At 44.4% G+C, this 23,272-nt stretch carries 19 protein-coding genes and 1 pseudogene; 6 read left to right on the forward strand and 14 right to left on the reverse strand.

Going from position 1 to position 23,272, the window contains the following annotated elements; translation table 11 throughout:
• Positions 1–66: 66 nt before the first annotated feature.
• From NYE54_RS25795 to NYE54_RS25810, 4 genes are read right to left on the reverse strand one after another with little or no spacing between them, the layout of a single operon-like run.
• The gene (locus NYE54_RS25795) at positions 67–1,038 is read right to left on the reverse strand and encodes a DUF5643 domain-containing protein (RefSeq protein ID WP_339267190.1); all 972 of its coding nucleotides are present in this window, start codon (positions 1,036–1,038) and stop codon (positions 67–69) included.
• Between the two features lie 24 nt (positions 1,039–1,062).
• Positions 1,063–2,022, reverse strand: a complete 960-nt coding sequence (locus tag NYE54_RS25800; RefSeq protein WP_339267192.1) for a DUF5643 domain-containing protein — start codon at positions 2,020–2,022, stop codon at positions 1,063–1,065.
• Positions 2,023–2,056: 34 nt separating this feature from the next.
• Positions 2,057–3,256: a DUF4179 domain-containing protein gene (locus NYE54_RS25805; RefSeq protein WP_339267194.1), complete on the reverse strand. Its 1,200-nt coding sequence runs from the start codon at positions 3,254–3,256 to the stop codon at positions 2,057–2,059.
• Positions 3,243–3,797 (reverse strand): sigma-70 family RNA polymerase sigma factor, encoded by a 555-nt coding sequence (locus tag NYE54_RS25810; RefSeq protein ID WP_339267195.1) that lies wholly within the window; start codon positions 3,795–3,797, stop codon positions 3,243–3,245. The genes NYE54_RS25805 and NYE54_RS25810 overlap by 14 nt, the downstream gene beginning before the upstream one ends.
• 253 nt (positions 3,798–4,050) lie before the next feature.
• Between NYE54_RS25810 and NYE54_RS25815 the strand changes: the two genes are divergently transcribed.
• The 4 genes from NYE54_RS25815 (at position 4,051) to NYE54_RS25830 (ending at position 9,026) form a co-directional block, all read left to right on the forward strand.
• Complete coding sequence (locus tag NYE54_RS25815) at positions 4,051–5,499, forward strand: MDR family MFS transporter (RefSeq protein ID WP_339267197.1); 1,449 nt, start codon at positions 4,051–4,053, stop codon at positions 5,497–5,499.
• A gap of 381 nt (positions 5,500–5,880) precedes the next feature.
• The gene (locus tag NYE54_RS25820; protein WP_339267199.1) at positions 5,881–7,332 is read left to right on the forward strand and encodes an alpha/beta fold hydrolase; all 1,452 of its coding nucleotides are present in this window, start codon (positions 5,881–5,883) and stop codon (positions 7,330–7,332) included.
• Between the two features lie 194 nt (positions 7,333–7,526).
• Positions 7,527–8,420: a TetR/AcrR family transcriptional regulator gene (locus tag NYE54_RS25825; RefSeq protein ID WP_339267201.1), complete on the forward strand. Its 894-nt coding sequence runs from the start codon at positions 7,527–7,529 to the stop codon at positions 8,418–8,420.
• 237 nt (positions 8,421–8,657) lie between these two features.
• On the forward strand, positions 8,658–9,026 hold the full coding sequence (locus NYE54_RS25830; RefSeq protein WP_339267203.1) for a hypothetical protein: 369 nt from the start codon (positions 8,658–8,660) through the stop codon (positions 9,024–9,026).
• A 56-nt stretch (positions 9,027–9,082) separates the two neighbouring features.
• Here the strand turns inward: NYE54_RS25830 and NYE54_RS25835 are convergent, their stop codons facing one another.
• Entirely contained in the window at positions 9,083–9,766 is a 684-nt protein-coding gene (locus NYE54_RS25835; RefSeq protein ID WP_339267205.1) for a hypothetical protein, read from the reverse strand.
• An 867-nt stretch (positions 9,767–10,633) separates the two neighbouring features.
• The gene (locus tag NYE54_RS25840; protein WP_339273665.1) at positions 10,634–11,527 is read right to left on the reverse strand and encodes a DMT family transporter; all 894 of its coding nucleotides are present in this window, start codon (positions 11,525–11,527) and stop codon (positions 10,634–10,636) included.
• Between the two features lie 187 nt (positions 11,528–11,714).
• On the opposite strand from NYE54_RS25840, the gene NYE54_RS25845 reads away from it, so the two are divergent.
• Positions 11,715–12,605 (forward strand): LysR family transcriptional regulator, encoded by an 891-nt coding sequence (locus tag NYE54_RS25845; RefSeq protein ID WP_339267207.1) that lies wholly within the window; start codon positions 11,715–11,717, stop codon positions 12,603–12,605.
• 548 nt (positions 12,606–13,153) lie between these two features.
• Here the strand turns inward: NYE54_RS25845 and NYE54_RS25850 are convergent.
• From NYE54_RS25850 to NYE54_RS25865, 4 genes and pseudogenes are all read right to left on the reverse strand, one after another.
• Positions 13,154–13,558 carry a hypothetical protein gene (locus NYE54_RS25850; RefSeq protein WP_339267208.1) on the reverse strand — a complete coding sequence of 135 codons (405 nt, stop codon included), beginning with the start codon at positions 13,556–13,558 and terminating at the stop codon, positions 13,154–13,156.
• Positions 13,559–13,561: 3 nt separating this feature from the next.
• Positions 13,562–13,696, reverse strand: a pseudogene (locus NYE54_RS25855) (TOPRIM nucleotidyl transferase/hydrolase domain-containing protein); the annotation flags it as partial.
• Between the two features lie 100 nt (positions 13,697–13,796).
• A complete protein-coding gene (locus NYE54_RS25860; RefSeq protein WP_339267210.1) occupies positions 13,797–14,882 on the reverse strand; it encodes an AAA family ATPase in 1,086 nt (361 codons plus the stop codon).
• A 93-nt stretch (positions 14,883–14,975) separates the two neighbouring features.
• Positions 14,976–16,937: a DUF4965 domain-containing protein gene (locus tag NYE54_RS25865; protein ID WP_339267212.1), complete on the reverse strand. Its 1,962-nt coding sequence runs from the start codon at positions 16,935–16,937 to the stop codon at positions 14,976–14,978.
• An 82-nt stretch (positions 16,938–17,019) separates the two neighbouring features.
• On the opposite strand from NYE54_RS25865, the gene NYE54_RS25870 reads away from it, so the two are divergent.
• Entirely contained in the window at positions 17,020–17,850 is an 831-nt protein-coding gene (locus NYE54_RS25870) for an AraC family transcriptional regulator (RefSeq protein WP_339267214.1), read from the forward strand.
• Positions 17,851–18,175: 325 nt separating this feature from the next.
• On the opposite strand, the gene NYE54_RS25875 is transcribed toward NYE54_RS25870, so the two are convergent.
• From NYE54_RS25875 to NYE54_RS25890, 4 genes are all read right to left on the reverse strand, one after another.
• Complete coding sequence (locus NYE54_RS25875) at positions 18,176–19,018, reverse strand: carbohydrate ABC transporter permease (RefSeq protein WP_339267216.1); 843 nt, start codon at positions 19,016–19,018, stop codon at positions 18,176–18,178.
• A gap of 12 nt (positions 19,019–19,030) precedes the next feature.
• A complete protein-coding gene (locus NYE54_RS25880) occupies positions 19,031–19,966 on the reverse strand; it encodes a sugar ABC transporter permease (RefSeq protein ID WP_339267218.1) in 936 nt (311 codons plus the stop codon).
• 63 nt (positions 19,967–20,029) lie between these two features.
• Positions 20,030–21,358, reverse strand: coding sequence for an ABC transporter substrate-binding protein (locus NYE54_RS25885; RefSeq protein ID WP_339267220.1), 1,329 nt, complete (start codon positions 21,356–21,358; stop codon positions 20,030–20,032).
• Positions 21,359–21,728: 370 nt separating this feature from the next.
• The gene (locus NYE54_RS25890) at positions 21,729–22,646 is read right to left on the reverse strand and encodes a helix-turn-helix domain-containing protein (RefSeq protein WP_076324278.1); all 918 of its coding nucleotides are present in this window, start codon (positions 22,644–22,646) and stop codon (positions 21,729–21,731) included.
• Positions 22,647–23,272 lie beyond the last annotated feature (626 nt).

Below are 23,272 nucleotides of genomic sequence, written 5' to 3' on the forward strand. Positions count from 1 at the left end.
AGGGTGCCCCGCGATTCATAGATTGCGGGGCACCCTCTTTTTTAGGCAATAAGTTTCAGTATAGAATTACTTCACAGGAACGGTCATTTCGAGTTCTTGAATATAGTTTTTGACAATCTCACCATTGCTGTCTAATTTGAATTCGCCGTGTGTTGCATTTGGCTCCTTAAATTCAGGTGTGAACGTTTTGATTGTAATCGACTTCGCGTCTTTATCCAGAGCATCAAGAATGAAGTCGTAATAGTAATCGCCGTTGGTGTTATTCTCGTCGGTACCTTTTCCAGAAATCAGGTCAAGCTTGTTTCCTTTGTCATCAACAAAATCATGGAGGATCGTTGAATTTTTTTCTTGTCCTGTCAGGACGAGCTGAAGTCTTGAAGAAGTAGACGTTGCATGGACTTGTTTTAGCGTCATGCTCAGGTTACCTGATTTTTTGGTCAAGTTAGGCTTCATAACAACCGGATTGCCCGCGCTTTTTTGGATCGGAATCTCCAGCGTATATGGTTTGTCTACACCTTCCAGGCTGATTTTGGCCGTGACCTTAAACTTGTCCGGGAAAGCTTCGAGGTTGCCGCCAAGCTGGGAAGCATCCGAGATAATCATAAACGCTGAATCCGCATTTGCACCCGGTTTTGTGCCTAAGCTCGGTCTCTTGGCTAATTCTCCTCCACCATACTCGTAAATGGATTTACCGTCGATGAAGACTTCCATATTATTGATGGCGCCTTTCTCCTGGACATACTCTTTAGTCTTTTCATCCCATTTCCCACCGGTAATACTGCCGGTAAGTTTTTTACCGCTTCGTTGAAGCGCAATGCTGACATAGTTCCCGTCATATAACGCCTCAGACACTCCCAGTGTGATGCCACCTTGGGTAACGCTGGCTATGGTTTTGGATACGTTCTGTGTTGAGCTGCTCGTGGATACTTGGGCTTTAGTCGCGGTTTGGCTCGCGGCTTGAACGGTCCCCCAAGCTGCACCGCCTAAAATCATACTAGCCAACGCCACAGAACTCATCACTTTATACATTGTTTTCATTGTTAATTCCTCCTCATAAATGTTCTATTTCACAGAAACTGTCATTTCAAAGTTTTTCATGTAATTTTTAACGATCTCGCCATTACTGTCCACTTTATAACGACCGGAATCATCATCCATGTACTCCGCTTTGTACGGTTTAATTGTAAATGACTTTGCATTTTTGCCGAGTCCATCAAGGAGAAAGTCGTAGTAGAAATCACCATTCTTGTTGTTCTCGTCCGAACCATTACCGGAGATCATGTTAAGTTGGTTGCCTTGGTTATCGACAAAATCATAATTAATGTTCGAGTTCTTATCTTGACCCCTCAGTATGAGTTGCAGTCTTGTGGAAGAAGATGTGAGGCTAACTCTGTTCAATATCATGCTTAGGTTACCTGATTTTTTGGTTAAGTTAGGCTTCAGGACAACTGGCTTGGTTGCGCTTTTTTGGATCAGAATATCCAGACTGTACGGCTTGCTTACACCCTCCAGGGTGATTTTGGCCGTGACCTTGAATTTGTCCGGGAAGGCTGCTATATTTCCTCCAAGCTGGGAGGCATCCGTTAAGGTAATGAGCGCAGTGTCCGAATTGGCGCCTGCTCTCCATTGTACGCTTGGTCTTGTTCCCATGCTATTACCAAACGTTTTTGTGGATTTACCGTCAATCAAGATATCTAAATTACTGATGGCGCCCTTCGGTTGAATATACTCGTTGGTCTTACTGTCATATTTCCCATCGGTAATCCCGCCGGTAAGTCCTTTGGCGCTCCGTTTGACAGTAATGCTGACATAGTTGCCGTCATATATCGCCTTTGATAATCCAAGCGTAATGCCGGATTGGGTCACACTGGCTGAGTTGAATGCTTTTTGTGCGGAACTGCTCGATGCCGTGTTCTTCACAGTTGTTTTTGCGGTGGCCGATTCAGCGTTACCCCAGGCAGCACCGCCTAGCAGCATGGCTGCTAGTGTCGCAGAAGACATGACTTTATATATTTTTTTCATAGTGATCTCCTTGGGTATTTCCTTTTATGGTTAGTTATTGGTGACTGTCATACAGCTTTTCTAGGCTTGTGCGGTCTACCGGAATGGTGATCTCCAGATCCTTAAGGTACTTCTTGACAATTTCTCCATTGCTGTCGACTGCAAATAATCCGGAATTGGCCGATGGGTCTTGAAATACAGGCATGAACGGCTTGAGCGTAATGGTATCTGGTGCATCTTCAAATCGGTCAAACATCATTTCCGTATGATATTGTCCATCCTTGTTGTAGATACCCATGCCAGCTACCAATCCCAGCACCCTCCCACGATCATCCCATACCTCGTACGACAAATTTTTATGGTCTATTTTTTCCGATTTGCTGCTTGGCTCAATATTAATGATAAGGTCTGTCGTTAATGGAGTGAGTTTAAGCTGCTCGAGAGTCAATTTAAGACCGCCCCACTCCCTTGTCTCTTCAGATGGTACAACGATCTGGTCTGTGCTTTTATGAACAGGAAGATCGATGATAAATGGCTCTTCAATTCCTTCAAGCGTGATTTTGGCTGTTAAAAGGAATTGATCCGGCATGGTTAGAGCCCCTTCGCCCAGATGGGAAAAGGCAGTTAATTGGTATAGCATCGCATTAGGATCCGAGGTTGGGTTCCCCATTAAACCGGGTCTTTTACCTCCGCTATAGTCATAAAGTGAGGTACCGTCTACAAACATCTCGATATTCGTTATGGCACCTCTTTGATATAAATGCTTGATATTTTCGCCTTCCTGTACGATCTCATAGTCCGATATGCCACCAATAAGTCCATTGCCCTCCCGCTTAACTGCCAGGGACAAACGGGATCCGTCATACACAACCTGAGGTATTCGGATGGTCACCCCTTCATGGGTAACGCTGGCGTTCGGGTCTGCTACCAGCCCGCGTTCCTCCGCTGTCTGAAGTCCCAGGTCACTTGCAAGCTTAAAGATGCTGCCGACAAGTGGAATATTCTTTAATGACTCCGCCATAATCGGGGATACAAACGCGCTGCTCATCACCCCAATGATGGCTGCGGCCGCTGTTGCTCCCACAAATCTGCGTATCTTTTTGGAGTGGTATTGATGATCGGTTCTGCTTTGCATCGGAAGGTCGGCCAAGGAAGCATAGACTTCGTCCTGACGATGGCGAATGATGTCCGGAACCTCAAGCCGTAGCTCCTTCCCGGTCTCCCGAAGTTCTTTATCCAAGTCAAAAGGATTCATAGGCCAGCTTCCCCTTCCGATTTTGTTTTACTTGATCAGACAGTATTCCCCGTGCTCTGTGAAGACGTGCCCTTACGGCTCCATCCGAAATATCTAGCACACTTGAGATTTCCTTAATAGGCAAATCTTGAAAATAAAATAAATGGATGACGATTCGAAGCGATTCATCTAATTTTTCTACCGCTTCACGAAGATCAAACTTGTGGCTGTCTTCGTAATAGTTGGATGCTCGTGTGTGCTCCGGCACTTCAGCCATGACCACGATTCGTTCTCTGCTCCGAAGCAACTGATTGCATTCATTAATTAGAATCCGAATCACCCAAGTTTTAAAATACTTCGGTTTTTGTAATGTAGATAAAGATTTATATGCTTTAAGTGTTGTTTCCTGAAAAGCATCCGCACAATCTTCATCGCGTTTCAGAATGGACTTCGCCAAGCCGTACAGTTCGGGTTCCAGCCTCCGGAAGAGCTGGATAAACGCTTCACGATCTCCTCGCTGTGCTCTCTTGACTTCATGCTCCAATTCTTGCACGATATTCATCTCCTTTTGAGGGCCCTCTATAAGATTAGATGGACGAGTATACTGAAATGTTATATTTCTCGATAAGAAACTTGATGGATACCCGTTTGACACAGAATACGTTCATCGTTACTATTATAAATGACTTATTGGTTTTATTAAAAACCATCAGTTTAAGGGGCGGAATATCGCGGCAAATTTACGATATTGGAGAGAGCAATACTCCGCTCCGCAAATCTTCTTGCAAAATTTTAAAGAAAGTAGGTTCACCATCATGTCAGATCCATCAACTATTATCCGTAACGCCTCAGAAGAAAGACCTTTTACGATCAAAGACATTATTGCTCCACTACTTGCCGTCATCATCGGTACCTTCATGGTCCTGTTGGACAGCACGGTCGTTAATGTCGCCGTACCTACGCTAGTTCAATATTTTGATAGCCCCTTACACACCATTCAATGGTCGATAGCCGCCTATACGCTTGCTTTGTCAGCGGTTATCCCTCTCGCCGGGTGGATGTCAGACAAATTTCAGCCCAAGCGGGTGTTTCTAATGTCCATTGGATTGTTTACGCTCGGATCGGTGTTATGTGCTTTTGCCCAGACAGCCGAGCAATTAATCGCCTTCCGGGTTATTCAGGGAATGGGTGGCGGCATGGTATCGCCGATTGGTATGGCGATGGTGTATCGCCTAGCACCTCCGGATAAAAGAGGTTCTATTATAGGAATGTTTGGAATTCCTTTACTGCTCGCGCCAGCGCTTGGCCCCGTCATTTCCGGATGGTTGATTGAGTTTGTCAGCTGGCAGTGGATATTTCTGATCAATCTCCCCATTGGAGTAATCGGGTTATTCGTGGGGTTAAAACATCTACCTTCCTTTCCAGAAAAGGAAGCTCCGTCTCTGGACATTGTCGGCATGATTCTTGGACCATTAGCTTTTGCGATGATCACCTTTGGAGTCAGTGAAGGAGGGGTAGACTGGACTTCTGCCAAGACTTTATCCGGTCTTATCATTGGTGCGATAGCGCTTGTTCTTTTCATATGGTCTTGCTTGAGACAAGAACAGCCTTTGCTTGAGCTGCGTGCATTCAAATCCGTTGATTTTACACGAGGTATTATCATTTCCTGGATCATGCAAACCGCCATGTACGGCTCGGCACTTCTCTTCCCGCTGCTTCTTCAACAGATTAGAGACTTTACACCGCTGACGACAGGGCTTATCCTGCTTCCTCAGGCGGTCGGTTCCATGATCTTTATGCCTATGGCAGGCAAATTATTTGATAGAGTTGGAGCGCGTCCCCCACTTCTGGCCGGGATGACATTAATGACGGTAGCCTTGTTTACGATGTCCTTTGTTCGAACCGACACTTCGTTAGCACTCATTATGGGCGTATTATTTTTAATGGGTTCCGGTATGGGATTATCGATGATGTCTTTGAACACGCATGTATTAAATGCAACACCAAAGAACCTTGTAAGTAGAGTTACTCCACTCACAAGCGCTTCACAGCAGGTAATCGCTTCATTTGCCGTAGCCGGCTTCACGGGGTACTTGTCCTCTCAGATGACATCAAACCTGCCGAGTAACCCTGTTGGAACCAACGCTCTGGAATCCCATGCAGCATCCTTTGCGGACACCTTTTTCCTGGCTGCTTGCATTGCATGTATAGGTCTAGTTCTTAGTTTTTTTCTTAGAAAACCAAAACAAACAACTAACAACTAATGCACCATTAAAAGGAGGTACTGAATTGAAACTCTATCTTCATCCTAAAATGCTGCTGTCAGTCACTGTCCTCTCGGTCCTTGCCTCATGTATTGTTAGTTTTTATTGTTCTCCAGACATTCCGATCCATTTTAGCGGAGGACACGCGGACCAGTTTGTGAACAAATATATTGGACTATTTATTATACCGGCAATAATGCTCATTACGCTTTTCATCCACAGGATTTATAACCAGGCTGCCTGGCTGATCTACTTTTTGACTTGCCTGCATCTTTTTATCTTGTACAGCGCTTTGGTTTATTAAAGTTACCTTGAGCAGCTAGCAGATTTCAAACTATTAAACAAAAACAATAATAACCGTTAAACATAGGAGGAACTTTCTTGAGATTCGGAGAAATGGTTATCATTATTTTCATTATCGTATTAGCATTAGCCACCATTTGGGGACAAAAGACAAAAAAAAGCTGGCTGATTTACTCGTTAATCGCTTTATACGCGGTAACGCTTGTACAGATTATTGTAGGAGATTGCCGTTGGCAAATGATTCCTTGTTATGCGGCTTCGGTTATCCTTACGATTTGTATCATTTTTAGAAAAAACAACAGAAAACAACGCCCCAGAAACAGGAGATATTTCATAGCCTCGTTGTGGACCACAATGTTGATCCTCTACACGTCAGTCATGGTCGCACTACCTGTCCTACTGCCTGTGTTTAGCTTCAATCAACCCCAGGGGCCCTATTCTATAGGAACAACAGTATACCACTTTATTGACAAGGAACGGCCTGATGAATACTCTGCCGATCCAACGGACAACCGGGAGCTGATGGTACAGATCTGGTATCCTTCCGAACAAGAAACAACGGAAGAAACCGCACCCTACATTCACGATGTATCAGCTATTACGCAAGGTCTCGAGCATGCGCTGTCATTTCCAGCTTGGACGCTAAGCCATCTGGGCCTTGTTAAGACCCATGCTTATAGCAATATCCATCTGTCTTCAGCAGAGCAGAAATATCCGATCTTGATTTTCTCGCATGGTATGACGGGTTTCCGTAATCAGAATACCTTCCAAGTTGAAGAGCTGGCCAGCTATGGTTATATCGTCGTAGGGATCGACCATCCCTATGATGCAGCTGCAACGGTATATCCAGACGGCCGAGAGATTTTGATACAAATGAATAATCTTTCAGGTTTTGAAAAGCTTGACGCGCACATGCCATTATGGACCGAGGATGTATCCTTTATTTTGGATCGACTCGAACAATTGAATAAACAGGATGAACAGAACCTTTTTACCGGCCGTCTTGATTTAGACCGAATCGGCATGTTCGGACATTCTTACGGCGGGGCCACCGCTGCCCAGATGTTAATGAAGGATGCCCGGATTAAAGCTGCGATCAATATGGATGGAACCTTATATGGAGACCCTATGCCTGTCACTGGACTAACGAAGCCATATTTACAGATGAATGGTGAAAAGAGCATCGATAAGGCCGTATTCGACAATAAACTGGATCAAGCAATAGCCCAGAGTGATAAAACTAAAGAGGAATACGAAGAATTTTGGGAAGAGACCGTGAGACGGCGCACGAATGCGCTGCAGGGAGGCGGATATACGATGACGATACCGCATACTTCCCATATGAGTTATACGGATTTCCATCTATTTTCCCCGTTATTGCCTAACCCGGGAGAAGATCCGAGATTGGTTCATCGCATCATTAATGAGGTAAGCGTTACTTTTTTTGATCAGTATCTAAAAGGTACCCCGAATAGCGATATGGATCGACTCGCGGAGAAATATCCCGATATCGAATGGGTTCATGATTAAGTACTTGTTCAAAGTGTCTGGATTAGTTCCTAAAATCACGATATGATCAATATGTATTGTCGAAAGAATATGATCGCCGAGGAAATCGGTAAGTGCTTTCTGGCATGGGTGTGTATAATATCCATGTATCCATTAATGTGACCTGATTTTGTTCTGAATCCAGCTTATGTGTATATCGTTAAGGGGGCTGCTCTATGAGCTTGTTAAAGGAAAAAATATTGCAATCGGCCATTCGTTTTTTTGCTGAAAAAGGATACCAGGCTACGTCGATTCAAGATATCGCGGATGATTGCAGCATTGCAAAAGGCTCAATCTATAAATTCTATGGCTCCAAAGAAGAACTGTATATCAGTATTCTGCATAAACGCCAGCAAGATATGATTGATGCTGTCGAGAGAATCCGCAAAAGAGAATTGCCCAAAAGGGAAACATTTCTTGAGGAGATCGCTTACCAGTTCGATTTTTTCATCGAGCATGGTTATTATATTTCGCGTGATCACAACGAGCTTCCACCGGCGAACAGTGATAAAATCGGCTCCGTCATTCATCAGCTCCAATTAAATATGTTCCGGTATTACCAAGATATCTTGATCCGTCATTATGGGGATGCGATATCCGAATGGAAATGGGATGCCACAGCCATATTTAATGGATTGATCCGAGAGTATACCTTTCATGTATTGTTTGGGTTCAAACCACTGGTTCAAAAGGAATTAACCGTTTTTATTGCTGAACGAATGGATGGTCTCGTAGAGGGATTAGCACAACGTCCTCCCCGTCCCCTGCTCACCGATGAACTCATGAAGGAATATTCCATGATTAATTTAGAAGCACTTACTTATACACAAGAGATACGAAGAACCGCATTGATGGATATGATCGAGTCCATAATCCCGGATCTGTCAATTACGAACTCCAGAAAAAAAGATTTGTCTGATGTAGCGGCAATGCTGCGGGAAGAATTCATCAAAGAACAACCAAGGAGCTTCCTAATCCAAGCGCTGCTGCGGGATCTATCCTCAGAGACTGAGCTTGGCTTTTACACCAGTCAGCTGCAGCAATTAATTCGGGACAACAAAATAAATTAGTGTTTGACCAACTGATACTATCCCCTCAAAGTAGACGCTCGAAAAAAGTCTTATGTTATCATGAGAAGCGAGCAACTTGGAGGGGATATTTTTATGGCTAAAAAGGGCCCCGTTTTTCAAGCCCTGATCCGAATGGAGCACGGGTTCTGAGACGTCTTCTTTTTCGTGTCCATAGCTCGGCGGTGTCGACGTTGGAATGGGGCGCCGATCTCGAATATGCGCACCGGCGACGTTCGAATGGAGAACCGATCTCGAATATACGCACCGTCGACGTTCGAATGGAGAACCGATCTCGAATATACGCACCGTCGACATTCGAATGGAGAACCGATCTCGATATGCGCACCGTCGACGTTCGAATGGGGCCGATCTCGAATATACGCACCGTCGACGTTCGGAGAACCGATCTCGAATATACGCACCGTCGACGTCGAATGGAGAACCGATCTCGAATATACGCACCGTCGACGTTCGAATGGGGCCGATCTCGAATATGCGCACCGGCGACGTTGGAATGGAGAACCGAACTCGAATATACGCACCCGTCGACGTTGGAATGGGGCCGATCTCGAATACGCGCACCGTCACGTCTGCATCGTGTGGTAACAGACATTGGACAGATCGAGCGTTCGTCTACCTGATTCACAGGCCTCTGAAGTTGTTTACAAAAGATCGGGACTTTGAATCGATCCGATGTACTCGTATCGATATATCTTGCCAGCAGTACCTGTCGGTATTGCTCGGAACTTGCCTTGTTCCACCAATTTACGGCAATACTTGATGACCGTTTGCTTGTGAATCTCCAGTTCTTTCGCTGCTTGCGGAGGGCAAATGATACGATCATGCCGGATGGCCAGACGCATCAGTTGACGCTCGATTTTTCCGAATCTTCGATAGACGGTTCCGCTCTCATCTTGGATTGCCGCAAGATAAGGGGCTAAAATGCTCCGTACCATGGCCAGCACGAACGATGGATTTTCTTTCATCTCATCCAATGAAATGGAGATTACGTAACATTCTTGCGATTGCAGGAACAACCCTCGATTTAAATCCAATCGATATTTCGAACGATCTTTGCCATGCGAACCATAATCCATGATTTCAAATACGAACCGGAGCCCACCCACGATCCAAATAAAGTCCACAAAATATGACCGTCCTCTCCAGTCCTTCACCTCATATTCCGGATGCAAACCCGTAAAATGTCCCATGAGCGTCCACCATATTTTTTCTGCAAACATGTGATTACCGTACCCATGCCCCCTTCTCAGTGCATCTTTCCGCTCCCCGCGGCGGTTCGACAAGTGTTTCTTTATCCATTTTTCATGTTCGATTTCAAAACTCAATTCCATGCCCCTCTCTAAGGCAGAACAAAAACGCCCCGACTTCGCTTCCGCTCTGGAAGAAAGTACGGGGCGTGCTTCGCCGCGCTGATTATAATTATGTATATCTTAACTAAATCGCTCCCAGGTTGCAAGGAAATGAGCCAAACACGCCATCATTGAATTTTGGACGATTTTTCGTGCAAGTTTCCTTCGGAGATCGCTTCACGCTGGTTTTTTGAACGATTTTTCGTGCAAATTTCCTACTAGTATCGCTTCATGCTCGTTTTTAGATGATTTTTCGTACAAAATTCCTTCCAGGATCGCTTCACTCTCGTTGTTGAACGATTTTTCGTGCAATTTCCCTTCTAGAATCGCTTCACTCTCGTTTTTGTACGATTTTTCGTACAAAATTCCTTCTAGGATCGCTCCATAATCGTTTTCGAACGATTTTTCGTACAAGTTTCCTACTAGGAATCGCTCCACGCTCATTTTTGTACGATTTTTCGTTCAAAACTTCTTCCAGGATCCCTTCACGCTCATTTTTGTACGATTTTTCGTACAAAATTCCTTCCAGGATCGCTTCATGCTCATTTTTATACGATTTTTCGTACAAATTTCTGAAATTGTATCCTCGGGTATTCGTTTTTGTACGTTTTTTCGTACAACTCTCTTACAACAAATGACTGTGTACATGCTTTTGTACGATTTTTCATACAAATCAGGTATCCGATATTACGGTCGGGTAGCGCGTCTAGGTAACAATCTTGCTTCGGATCACAATAACCATAGGTACTATACAATTCCATTTCCGCACTACCACCTAACTCAAAAAAACGGCGAACCTCCCCCCAGCTATAACTGCCGGTTCGTGAAAGTCCACCGCACGCTTTATATTTTCGCCACCTTGCTGCCTTTCACCTTAACGTTCACGAGCAGAATACTGGCTACAATCATGACCAGACCTGCAATCAGATTGATTGTCACCGACTCCCCAAGGAACAGCACGCTGCACAGCAGGGCAATCAGCGGAATCAGAAACGTGAATGATCCCACCTTGCTCGCTTCACCAGAACTAACCAGTTTGAAGAACGCAAGCCATCCCAGTGCAATGACAAACACTGAAATAAACAGCATATCCAATATAAATGGAAGCACCCACTGCACGTCAACCCAGCTCTCTGTAGCGGTACCCGTCAATGTCAGTACAACCCCACCAATCAAAATTGGGATGGCAGTCATCCAGATCCCGTCGACCTTCGCAGAAGTCCTCTTCATGTATACCGTTCCGATCGCCCAGCTTATCGCACTGAACAACCCGAGCACAACCCCTTCGGGTGATACCATGCCTGTCATGCCGCCAATACTGATGGTAGCGACGCCTGCAAAACCGAGGACTAATCCAGCAATTTTCAATCCATACATCGACTCGCCCAACCACAACCAGGCCCCGATTCCGAGCAGCACGGGCTGTAGGAACACGATGGAGGAAAATAACCCTGCCGGTACTTCCGTCAATCCCATGGTCTGAAAGCCATAGAAGAAAATAATGTTGAGCACTGCAGAGATGACATAGATATGCCAGGTTTCCCGGAGCCGTAGCGTTTTGTACCGTGGAAAAGCATATAGTCCAAGCACCAAACCTCCAATTAATAGACGCATGCCTGCAAATAAAAGCGGTGGTGTGTAATTTAATGCGTATTTGGTCAGGGGCCAGTTCACTCCCCACATGAGTACCAGAAAAGCTAGGACCCAGCCTGCTTTTGAACGTGATAAAGCCATTATGTTTGTCTCCTATCCGGCACATGTCGAACTCGAACCCTTTCACTCGTGCTCTGTGCCTGCGTATGCATTTGGACTTCGATCCGAATCGGGCTAGAGCAGCCCGTTGATCGTTCCGTGTCTCCATGATACAATAATCATCGAAATAATAGAAATGCATGTTATTCATAAGGAGCATACCATATTTGTTATGAACAATTCACAACTGCAGTTATTCGTAAAAATTGCCGAGACAGGAAGTTTTACGCGCGCAGGTCAGGAACTGAATATGACGCAGCCCGCAGTCAGCCGGGCCATCTCTTCCCTGGAGAATGAACTGGATGTCACCCTAATCATTCGGGATCGGCGGAACGGCATTGCGCTCACGGATGTGGGACAGCGAATTCTGGTCATTTTCCGCCGGATTTTGCAGCAGTATGATAAAATCCAACAGGTCGTTGCCGCCGAAAAAGGATTGGAGATTGGTACGATTCGTGTCGGCTCTTTCCCCATGTCCTCCGCCCATCTGCTGCCGAAGATTATCCGTTCCATCCGGGACCGCTACCCTCAGATTCAGTTTGAACTGCACGAGGGAAATATCCATGAGATTCAGGAGTGGCTCAATTCAAGGACCATCGATGTGGCTCTCATCATCGTCACGGACAAAGAACCAATAGATATAGCCTATGAGACGCTTCCGCTGTATAACGAAGAGATGCTAGCGGTGTTCCGTGACGATGAACCGTTTGCGGATCAGGAGGTATTGCCTGTACGGATGCTGGACCAGCATCCGATGATCATATGCAACGGTGGGTATGAAGTACCGATTGTCGACCTGTTCAAACGTGCAGGAGCCGAGCTGCAATTCGGGTTTGTTGTGCATAATGTCAACACTTGCCTCAGCATGATCGAGCAGGGGCTTGGTACAGCCTTATTACCCGCGATCTCCTTGTCCTGGCTGCCTCCCGGTGTAAAAGCAGTCCCTACCAACCCGAAGGCCTATCGCAACATCGAGATTGCCGTCCCTTCCCTGATGGAAGCTTCCCCCGCAGCCCGTTTGTTTATCGAAACGGCGCAGCAATTGTTTGGACACCTTAGCTGATTAGAAGATTTAGATTGGCAGTCTTCAGCCCTGCAGCTCTCTGAGCGCCTTAATATCGCGGTCAAAAAACATTCTGCAGTTATCGTAAGTACGGCTAAAGCTGTATCCGGCAACCTCCAGCTTATAAAGTAACCAAAGCATGGACGAGTCATAATGGCTTTTACTAAAGCAAAAAACCCTTGATAATATATCATCAAGGGTTTTCTTTATATGGAGCCTAGGGGGATCGAACCCCTGACCTCATCGCTGCCAGCGATGGATATAGGGTAGGAGCTAATGGGCATTTCCGAATTTGCTTATGCCACAATTGGTGGCTTAATGACTATTGGAGACGAATTTGTTCCCCAATCCGTCCCCAACGTCCGTCAGACGCCTCCCTAGTTTTGTAATAAACATCCAACATTTTTGAACAACTTAATCGTTTGCTGTTACTTTCCAATTTTATCTCTTGGATTCTGTATTTGTTACGTTATTAAAGTCTACGTAGTTGTTACTTCCGGCACTTCATCCCACAATCGTATTAAGAAATCTGTTTCTTTTAGTTTATTTCATTGTTCTTTAGCTTCTCTCATCTCACTCCAATCGTACTGCTGTACTAAAATTTCGTTCCTATGGTCTGGTACAATTTCAGCCACTCCATAAGAAGCCTTTACTATGTCTAGAAGTCCGATCGGCAACTCATCGAGTTCTTTTGTGTTTAGATACTCATATGCCGAGAAAGACTTTGATGACCCCTTTTCATAATCATGTGGCATCTCAGCCTCAAATGTATGACGGAGAACAAACTTTTTATTTCCTCGGGCAAATGCTAGTTTTTCTAATTTGTGATTCAAAGTCAAGGTCGACTTTAATGAAACACTACTTCTTCTGCTACCTTTTCTATCTAGTTCAGTTATGTCGTAATCATGAATAATCGTATAGGTAATACCAAAATTATTCAAGATGTTCAACAAAACATACATTGTTCCTTTTCCGTTACAGTTAACTACACTAGTTTTATAATAATCTTCTGAGTTTAGCTGACCGTTTTCAACTAACTTTTCCCCTATGACTTTTAGAGCGATTACTTCCGTATCCCCCTCAACTAATATTACTCTATCAGCAAAAAAGACTTCGTTTACATAAGGATTAAACCTTAGAAGAGCTTGAAGCCTCTCTTTTTCGTGTCCTGGTAAGCCATAAACGTCTGAATTAACTTGATTTTAGACCAACTTCATTCTCCTGATTTATATAAACTTTTGATAATGTTCTATTTGGCTTTGATAAATCCACAAAATTAGGAGAATGTGAGGTAGCAATTACTTGAAAAAAACCATCATCTGCTAAGCTATACAGAGTATCTTTAAATACTCTTGCCAAATGTGGATGTAAGTATAATTCTGGTTCTTCAAGTGCAATAATTAAATGTCTACTGTTTTCAATATTGTCTGATTCAAACCGTCGTTTGTATTTCCTAAACCCTTTGAAAACGGACAAAATAAACGTCCTTTGTACGCCATTCCCTTGATGGTTTAACTCTGTATCTAAACCATTATAATTAAAATTTGTTGAGAGGGAAGTGCTTACTATTTCATCTAAAGGACTAACATTCACTTTAAACTTAACATCTGTTGAAGTAACTTCATTTAGAAATTCCCTCACTTCAGTTTCAAAGTACCTTATCTTTTCATCATTATGTTCATTGATTTTTTGCTGGAGCAACTGAGTTTTCTCATATGCTTCAATGTACTCTGGCAACCCTGCTACAACATTTTTATATAGACTATACAGCGTTTTCATGTGAGCAGACTTATTGGTTAGCTCATCATTGGCATCCTTAACTGCAGGTATGTATATAACTTCTGGAAAAACATTTAGGAAGTGAGTTCCGTTTCTACCACCTCCAAGTCTTCCTTCCCAGCCTTCTTGTCCTAAGTCATGGGTTAGAGGTCCAGAAATTTTGGCAGCACGTTCAACATTTGAACCTTCCTTATATATAGCTCTTACAATGAAATTACCTGATTCTCTATGTATAGAGTTTCGAATTCCGTGCATCTCGATCTCGTCTTCTGTCAAATTTGAGAAGGTAGCATGAAAACTAATAGGCTGAGACATATCATGTTTATGATAAAAATTTTTACTTAGCTGAAGTTCTTTACTTCCAAATTGATTCAGCGCTTGCAGAATGGTACTTTTACTGCAATTGTTTGGCCCAATAATGACAGAGATATTCTCTATGTCAATTGAAAGTTCTTTTATACCTTTATAATTCCGAATAGTAAATTTCCTTAATTTCATTTTCATTCCCTCCTTGTTACGTGATTCTTTACTCTTCCTAAAATACCTCCCAAGTATATCAAGCAAATTTCGACATTAAACGGGGCTGCAAATTTAGATCGATTTCACTTCTTTTTCATCCTCGAATTTACGCTTGAAACTACATATTTCCTTATCCATTAGCATCTTGATAAACACCCCGCCTTGTACCGATCTGTTCTGGAAACCAACCATCTTAGCATCGGTCGTCGAATACCAGTCAGTCATTGGAACACGGCTCTGCGACTGGTCGTAAGCAAGCCATAAGAGATCAATAATGGCATTGAAATCCTCCTTGCTCTCACACAATGCGGCGCTCCACACAAGCCAATCGGATTTGGTATACGTGTCGCGGTTATCGAGCATCAGGCCGTAGGGTCCCGAATGCTTTTCGATATAGGCCTGCGTCTCTGCCTTAAACGTATCATCAGGGAATAAGTTCAGACCGAAGATTCGAGCCCAAATGGCATTATACTTCATACTAAAAGTGCCGGGACGGTCGAATGCCAGGCGGAACGTACCGTCATCATTTGCAGCCATGGACATCCATTGTTCCGCCATTGATTGGGCGATCTCCATGAGTTCCTCCGCCTTCTCCCCGTTTCCTGCCATGTGGTTCAAGATGGAGAAGCTGGCTATCCCCATGATCGCTTTGAGCGACAAGTTACAGTTATGAGCCAAATGACCTGCAAAATCGTCTGTACACAGCTGATTATCCGGATCGATGCCGTTTTTGATCAAGTAATTGCACCATGTTTCAAGATATCCCCAGTTCTCTTGGGCAAACGATACATCCTGCTCCGCAATCGCGACGGCAGTGACGCAAATCAGCATGTTTCCGCATTCTTCAACCGGCATTTGCCAGTTGGGCGTAGTTCCATTGCTATATACCTGTCCGTTCAGAAGAGGGTAGGTACCCACATCGTGGGGAGCAAAGTCATAGTACCAAATATCGGTTGAAGCGTACTTGAAAATCGGTCGTAGCATCCCCTTCACCAACTCGGGATTATAAAGCAGGAATTGAGGGATGGACGGGTAAGTTACATCGAGCGTGGCGGCGCAACCATTACTGAAATTTTCCTTGGAGACGAACAACACTTCTCCTTCAGGACCCGCAACAATTTTATGTGCGGCAATAGCTTGCCGGTAGGCCAAGGATACCAGGTCTGCATACTTTTCACTTCCGGATTCCGCGGCGTCTTGATACAATTTCTTTGCAAACTGCTCACATTTCTCATGCAACGTATCGTATTCGCACAGAGCCTGCTTAATCGCCTCTTCGATCGTTTCTCCGTCTTTCTTCCAATAGGCATCAAGCGGTTGGTGAAAATACTCGATCGATTTTATATCGTCATATGCGACTGCAAATAGTCCTTCTACGTCCTGATCCGTATCCAGGTCAATAGACAGCCGCATAGTATGGTTTATTGTCCCGTAGACGTTTACATCCTCGGCAGCGGTTACTGCAGCTCGACTATGGTTTGATGCCAGATATACGTAACCCCAGTTAATTCTGAGGTCGTCCCCGCTTCTAGTTAACATATGCTGAATTCTGCTGCCCACCTTACCGCAAGTAAAACCGGGTTCACTGATATCCGAGTACACAGTAGGAAACTCGTATTTCATGTTTTGGCATAGTTCCCCATCTACCGTAATGGTAACCGTCACGTCATGTTTCATCTTGTCATTCGATTCGGTTTGCACGTGAATATAGGATACCGGTCTGGACGTCAGCTTCAAATCATTTAGCAATAGCGGAGTCGTGAACGTAACGGTTAAACAAATTTCATTGCAGACAAACTGGTATTGGCTTGAGAGCGCATGAATATCTAGCTTTGTCTGTTCCATGATCAGGCTGTCCGGGTTAACCCCCATGAATGTATACTCTTTCCCATCAACCAGCGCGGTGCCTGTCATCCGGTGAGGTTTACCCGTCCAATGCTTGGTGTCCGATTCATTGAGCTTATCCGCCATCGACCAGACAGAAAAGTACGGATCTACGGTTATCAGCGGAACAGCTGGAGCACGTAAAATCATATTATTCCCTCCCTTTAAATGTTGTTTCATACAAGATATAATTTATCATGCACCTAGGCGCTTTATAATAGGATAAATCATCATGAATGTGAGGATTATCATCATGCACGAAACCATATTCAATTTCTGGCATTTGAATGACCCTAAGCTTCCACTCAATGTTCTCATGTCGGGTATCTCTTATTGCGACAAAAATTACCGGATTGAACGACACGGCGAGAACCTGTTTTCGTTCGAATATATCATCGACGGCAGCGGCGTCCTAGAGATCAATTCACAAACGTTGTATCCTCAGAAAAACGACGTTTACATACTGACCAAACACAGCGATCACACCTATTATTCCAGCGAAGAGCACCCATGGAATAAAATTTGGATCATCTTTAATGGTGACTTCGCCGAATCTTTGTTCAAACAATATATCCCCGAAAATACGTATCTTATCAAGGACTGCAACATTCTTTCCTATATGAAAGAATTGATCAACCTTTCGTCTGCCAGGCAGATTGACTATTCCGGTTTTATTGACGAAGTGACTGTTATTCTACTGAAAATCGTATTGCGCTTAAAGAACCAATTGGAACATAAGGAGGCACCCACCGTAGCTGAGCAGATCAAGTTTTGTCTGGACGGTAACATCGAGAATAGAATAGATTTAGACGACCTTTGCGTACAACTCGGCTATTCGAAAAATCACTTGATCAAGCTGTTTCGGGAAAAGTACGGAATTACGCCATACGCCTATTTTCGAAAACACAAAATTGAAGCGGCCGAGCGATATTTGCTGAACACACATCTTAGCATCAATGAAATCTCCTCCAAACTGAACTTCGCAGACCAGCACTATTTCTCTTCAGTCTTCAAAGCCATCGTCGGCGTTTCCCCTTCAGAGTACCGACAGAATAAGAAATAAGGAAAAACGGTAACCATCAGACGTGTCCTCCGATCATTCATAGGTAGTTGAACAAATGCAGCCGATCACTTTGACCGGCTGCATTCTTGTCTTTATAGGGCTTATCCTAGATGGGATTTTTTAGATCTTAATGTTCATACAAAAAGCCATTAGCTTCACATACAGCGAGTTTACCATGTAGCCGGTCGGGTCCACCAAATATCTTGTCCCTGTGTCCAACCGTTGGATGCGCCCCATTTCTTCATTAGTCAGTTCAAAGTCGAAAATGCTCACCTCCATTTGGACACAGCAACTCATCCCTCTGATCATATTCGTAATTTCTTATTTAACCCTTAATTCCTGATAACGTTACACCCTTGACGATATACTTTTGGAAAATGATAAAGATGATAATGATCGGGATCGAAGCATACGCATTCACCGCCATTGGCAAGGTTTCATCCTGGTTATACGAGCTCATGAAAAACGGGATACCGATGGGAAGCGTAAACAAGACTTCCGATTGAATCGCCAGAAATGGCCACAAGAAATCGTTCCAGGTGCCTAGGAAAGAAAAGATCATCAAGGTAGCCAGCACCGGTTTGGATAATGGAATAAAAATGTTCCACCACACCCGAAATAAACTGCAACCGTCTATTTTCGCAGCTTCCACCAGCTCATTCGGCATCCCGTCGAAAAATTGCTTCATGATTAGTACACCAAGCGGTCCTGCGAGCCCCGGCAAAATGAGGGCTGCATAGGAATCCAGAATCCCCAAGCTGTTAGCTACCATATACAAGGAAACAATCGTCGCTTCGCCGGGAATCATCATTCCACTGAGAATGAGCCAGAAAGCTAACTTCCTATAACTGAAATCGATCCGCGATAAAGCAAATGCGGCGAGTGAAGCCATGGTCAAGCTGAGTACAGGCACAATAACAGCGATGGTTAAGCTGTTCATGGTCCATTTGATCACCGGCGCATTCTCAAAAATATAAGCGTAGTTTTCGAACGAAAACGGCGGCAGGAAACGGTCCATCAGATCGCCCATCGCACTACCCTGCGGTTTTAGAGATGTGAATATCATGTAGATCACCGGAACGACAAAGATCGTTGCCAAACCGTAAGCTATGATGTGCAGCAGTATTTTTGGACCCGTCCACCGTTTAGAGCCAGCGAAATCACCCATTTCCTCATCACCTCATTCACTTTTTTTACCGAAAATTTTAAACTGCAAGAATGAAAGTACCGTCAGAAAGACAAAGAAAATAAATGACATCGAGGTTGATAATCCAAGATCGTTGGCGGTAAAGCCGGTTTCATAAATGTATTGAATCATCGTCCGGGTTTCATTCCCTGGCCCGCCGCGGGTAACGAGCCATACCTGGCCGAATACTTTAAAGGACGCTATCACTTGAAGCACAGTAATTAGTACGAGAAGGCCTCGCATCGCAGGCAATGTGATAAATTTGAGTCTTTGCCAAGCATTGGCTCCATCCAGTGTCGCTGCCTCGTAATGTTCAGCAGGAATATCTTGCAGCCCTGCGAGTAGCACGATCATGTTAAAGCCCTGTGTCCACCAAAGCGTAATCATCACGATGGAAATCCAGGCAAGCTGCGGTTCATTCAACCAGAAAATTTCGGATTCCGGACTGAGAATCCCGAGATTATGCAGCACCGTGTTCACTAAGCCTGAGTAAGGCGCAAGAAGAAATATCCAGACAAAGCTAACCACCGCTACGGACAATACATTTGGCATGAAAAACACGGTTCTCAGAAAGGTCTTTCCTTTTACCTTTGAATCAAGAATTAAGGCAAGCAGGAAAGGCGTTACGATCATAAATGGTGTGGAGATTAAGGCGAAGTAGGTCGTATTCCAAAGAGAAGCCCAGAAATCCGAATCTTTCAGTGCATAGAGGTAATTTTGAAGGCCGACAAAGCCTTCTTTGCCAATCAGCGCCCAATCATGAAAGCTGACGAACAGTCCGTAGAAAATCGGCACAATCGAAAAGAGAATAAAGAAAAAGAAATACGGGGCAAGAAAACCGGTTGCCAGCAATTCGTTCTGCAGCTTTCTTTTCCGCTTGCCTATGGACATATCAACCAGACTAGGATCTTTTACCGTTACCGGATTCATGATTCAACCTCCCAAAGTGCATCGGAGTTACATCCTCGGTAACTCCGATGCAAATGCAACAGCCTATCGTTTCAGAAGCTTTTCCATGCTTTGTACCGCTGCGTCCAATCCTTTATCGACAGGTGCTTTACCAGACCAGATCGTATCTAATGCCTGCACAAGCTGGTCTTTTGCCGGCCACATTTTTGGCGATCTTGGCAAATACACACCATCGTTGCCAGCCTGCAAATAATCCTGGCGATAAGGCATATTTTTGAACGCTTCTGACTCGACAGCCGTTGTGGAAGGTGGAATATGTCCGGCCTTGGACCATTCAGCCGCGTTGTCTGTCACCCATTTTGCAAACGTGATCGACGCTTTTACCTTGTTTTCGTCCTGCCCTTTTTTCTGGACCGGCAAAATGAAGTTGTGTGAATCAATCCAGGTTGCAGGCTTATCATAAATTTGCGGGAAAGGAATGGCTCCGAATTCCAGTCCTTTTGTTCCTTCCAGTGTGCTCGTAAACCAGACCCCCGTTGGCATCACAGCACCCTTCCCCGCTTGGAATGTCTCGCCGATTTTAGGAAGGTTTCTTGGTATCAAGCCGCTCTCAAACCAGCTGCTAATATATTCTGCAGCCTGTTTGCCCTGCGGATTATTTAACGTCACCTTTTGGCCGGATTCATCAAACAGGCCCTCTCCTCCAAGCTGGTTGTAAAGCGCCCACCAGATCCGGTATGGATCCTCGCCTGTGGAGCCGAGCAGCATATTCACATTACCTTTGGGAACACCGTCTTTGATTTTTTGCAGAAAGCTGTTGAAGCCTTCCGGACCAGGTTCAATGATTGGCTTTTCATTTTCGTCCAGCAAATTCAACTCACGCAATATTTTTTTGTTGTAATACAGGATGAGCGGATGAGCATCCAGCGGCAAGGCATATTGCTGATCGTTAAATAACGTTGCGTTTACCATGTTTTCATTGAATCCGCTTAGATCAATACCCATCGAATCGATATATGGATCCAATGGCTCGATGATTTTCAGTTCTACCAGCTCGCTTAATTTGGACGTGTGGGATACCGCAAGATCAGGCGCATTGCCGCCTGCGACAGCGGTTTGCAGCTTGGTATAAAACTGGCCCCAATCCTGCGTCAATGCCTTCACTTCGATTTTACCTTTATGTTCATCGTTAAATTTTTTCACCAGTTCGTTCATAATGGCGCCGTCACCTCCGCCGAACATGTTCCAGTAGGTGATGGTGACCTTCTCACCGGGAGCGGTTCCCGGCCCTTTTGAAGCGTTTTCATTTCCGTTATCGGTTTTACCTTCATTGCCTAATGAGCATGCACTTAACACGAATGACATAACAAGCAGCATCCCTAATGCGACTTTATAGAGCTTGGAAGTTTTCATAAAAATCCCCCTTATAAAGTGATAAAACTAAACAAAACTCCGCTTAAATTCTTCGTTGGTTAAGTGTTCTCGTTACCGCTCTCCTCTCCCTCTTAATAATTGGATATAGCAAGAACCGGTAAAGATAAACCAAACATTAAACAATCTAAATCCATTCGTCAATACTTTTTTATCGTTTTTTTAATTAAAACAAAATACTTGCAATGAATAAATTTATAACCATCAAACCTAAATCTAATTCATAAAAAAGAGGCTTCCCTGTACAGGAAAAGCCCCTGATCCGACCCGTTTCGACTGTTTTACAAACATCAGCAGCATTTTTCAAATCCGACTTTATATCTCGATTCTACAATCCTTGCGATGCTATGATTCAGTAGATGATTCTCATTATGATATCTTGATCATAATCACCAAACTGCTTGCCGAAAATATTGATGCCTCCAATATGCTCTGCATCCGGCTTGATCCCGATTCGTAAACTAATCAACTTATTCTCGAGCAGACGGAGATCATCTAGATTCACCTCAGAAACAGCAACGTCGTCGAGGAAGCTCCCTGAGTTATCAACTTTCCAGGTTTTCAGCAGCCCGTATTGCGTATGACTATCGGGTAGCCACGGCGGGTTCAGCTTTCCCCTGCGGTCCCCAAAGTCACCAGGAGAAGTCCATGTTCCGATTTCTACATCATTGATCCAAATCGTAATATCAGACGGCCAGTTATGATCGTAAAGAAATGCTTCTGAACATAGCTCCATCGAAAACTGAATGGATTTAATGTCTACGTCTCTCTCTGAAAACAGAGGAAATTTATATTCTACATATCCGCGGGAAAACCAGATCAGCTGTGCAGAAATTCGGCTCGGATGAAAAAAGTAGGCCGGCTCGTCCGGCGGTTGAACCATTCCGGATTCAGTGATCAAGCCGCATGTCGGATGGATTTCGCAATCCGTATAACAGCCAACGGGCATCTCAATCTGGTGCAGATTGGTCGGACTGTAGATTCCGTTGGTTAATTTCAAACTCATACGTAAATCATCAAACGTTCGTGTGCAAACCTTCATTGTGCCTCTGGATGCGGGCAGTACCTCCGTCGCGATAATGCCCGCATTTTCCAGCACCCGAACATTGAAGGCGACCGTCGATACAGGCAGATCTAATTTTTCAGCAATATCGACAATATTTTCTCGGCTGTGATTCAAAAGCTTTAAAATGTTTATCCGGACTTCCGAAGCCAATGCATGTGCCACTTTTCTCAGTCGTTCCGATTCATCGATTGACAACTCCAACATTTTGCCCTTTTCCCCCTATTGCGAGTTTTATCTGCATAGCTGGTTATCATTATACGTTACAACAACCATATCTCCGCAACTCCCTAAGAGCACCAGATGTGATAACACATAGGCCCTTAACTGCAGCTGTTATATTGGGCATCGGCGTTGAATTGGCGCTTAAGCCTGTGCTGCCTGCAGAGTTCACGAATCTTCTCTACCATGTGATTTGTATTTGCTCCCGTAGGCGTCTTTCCAGCGATAGTAGGTGGCACGAGGAAGCCCGATCCATGCACTTGCTTGGTTACACTGACTTCCCCTCGAATGGACTCCATCCACTCCACTACAATCGTTGGAATTAACTTCGCTCACAGGAATACCCGTTAATTTCATTTCAATGGCTTTTCTCTTCACTTCTACAGGGTAGCTTACTCTTGTTGCCAACGCAAAAACACCTCCAAGCTTGTCTCCATATCTTACGACATGGTTGCATTCTCTTGAAGGTGTTTAAATTACCGAACGATGGCTCAAGGATGAAATCTCTCTTGCCTTCCTGTGCCGCTTAAACCAGTCTACCTACTATAATGACCGGTTTGTATTGCAGCAGCCATCATTACACCGCGTGCTAGGAGAGGCTCGAAGCGTTC

The sequence above is a fragment of the Paenibacillus sp. FSL K6-1330 genome, from assembly GCF_037976825.1.
Lineage (GTDB): Bacteria > Bacillota > Bacilli > Paenibacillales > Paenibacillaceae > Paenibacillus_AQ.

Bases quoted from the DNA above. Each gene is read 5' to 3' on its own strand.
- NYE54_RS25795 (WP_339267190.1), bottom strand. From the start codon at position 1,038: ATGAAAACAATGTATAAAGTGATGAGTTCTGTGGCGTTGGCTAGTATG.
- NYE54_RS25865 (WP_339267212.1), bottom strand. From the start codon at position 16,937: ATGATTTTACGTGCTCCAGCTGTTCCGCTGATAACCGTAGATCCGTAC.
- NYE54_RS25830 (WP_339267203.1), top strand. From the start codon at position 8,658: ATGGAGAACCGATCTCGAATATACGCACCGTCGACGTTCGAATGGAGA.
- NYE54_RS25825 (WP_339267201.1), top strand. From the start codon at position 7,527: ATGAGCTTGTTAAAGGAAAAAATATTGCAATCGGCCATTCGTTTTTTT.
- NYE54_RS25810 (WP_339267195.1), bottom strand. From the start codon at position 3,797: ATGAATATCGTGCAAGAATTGGAGCATGAAGTCAAGAGAGCACAGCGA.
- NYE54_RS25800 (WP_339267192.1), bottom strand. From the start codon at position 2,022: ATGAAAAAAATATATAAAGTCATGTCTTCTGCGACACTAGCAGCCATG.
- NYE54_RS25890 (WP_076324278.1), bottom strand. From the start codon at position 22,646: ATGTTGGAGTTGTCAATCGATGAATCGGAACGACTGAGAAAAGTGGCA.
- NYE54_RS25845 (WP_339267207.1), top strand. From the start codon at position 11,715: ATGAACAATTCACAACTGCAGTTATTCGTAAAAATTGCCGAGACAGGA.
- NYE54_RS25875 (WP_339267216.1), bottom strand. From the start codon at position 19,018: ATGGGTGATTTCGCTGGCTCTAAACGGTGGACGGGTCCAAAAATACTG.
- NYE54_RS25870 (WP_339267214.1), top strand. From the start codon at position 17,020: ATGAATGTGAGGATTATCATCATGCACGAAACCATATTCAATTTCTGG.
- NYE54_RS25805 (WP_339267194.1), bottom strand. From the start codon at position 3,256: ATGAATCCTTTTGACTTGGATAAAGAACTTCGGGAGACCGGGAAGGAG.
- NYE54_RS25885 (WP_339267220.1), bottom strand. From the start codon at position 21,358: ATGAAAACTTCCAAGCTCTATAAAGTCGCATTAGGGATGCTGCTTGTT.
- NYE54_RS25815 (WP_339267197.1), top strand. From the start codon at position 4,051: ATGTCAGATCCATCAACTATTATCCGTAACGCCTCAGAAGAAAGACCT.
- NYE54_RS25880 (WP_339267218.1), bottom strand. From the start codon at position 19,966: ATGAATCCGGTAACGGTAAAAGATCCTAGTCTGGTTGATATGTCCATA.
- NYE54_RS25860 (WP_339267210.1), bottom strand. From the start codon at position 14,882: ATGAAATTAAGGAAATTTACTATTCGGAATTATAAAGGTATAAAAGAA.